The sequence below is a fragment of the Mangrovimonas sp. TPBH4 genome, from assembly GCF_001280505.1.
In the GTDB taxonomy this organism is placed as follows: domain Bacteria; phylum Bacteroidota; class Bacteroidia; order Flavobacteriales; family Flavobacteriaceae; genus Mangrovimonas_A.
On the sequence record NZ_LBIO01000029.1, the window covers coordinates 1 to 343 of the forward strand.

1 protein-coding gene is annotated in these 343 nt (G+C 57.7%); it reads left to right on the forward strand.

What is annotated here, in order from left to right; all coding sequences use genetic code 11:
• On the forward strand, window positions 1–343 hold a 343-nt coding region (locus ZA05_RS18280), incomplete at both ends, for a hypothetical protein (RefSeq protein WP_197276028.1).

Consider the following 343-nt stretch of genomic DNA (forward strand, 5'->3'; position numbering starts at 1 on the left):
TCTAGCCCCTACAACAATATTGTGGCCAATGACCAGATCCTCTATGTGCGCGTGGAGAGCGCCACGATCGCCACGGACTGTGCGACGATCGTTGAGCTGGCCCTTGTGGTGCACCCGACGCCACAGCTTGAGGAGCCTACGGCATTGGAAGTGTGCGACGACGCCTCCGGCGACGGCTATGCCCAGTTCAATTTAACGCTCAAGGACAGCGAGGTACTCGACGGCCTTGACCCTGTACAGTATATGGTATCCTACTACCTTACGGAGGACGATGCCGAATCCGGCACCTCTGCCATCCCCAACCCACTCAGCTTTACCAACACGGTACCCTTTGCCCAAGAGG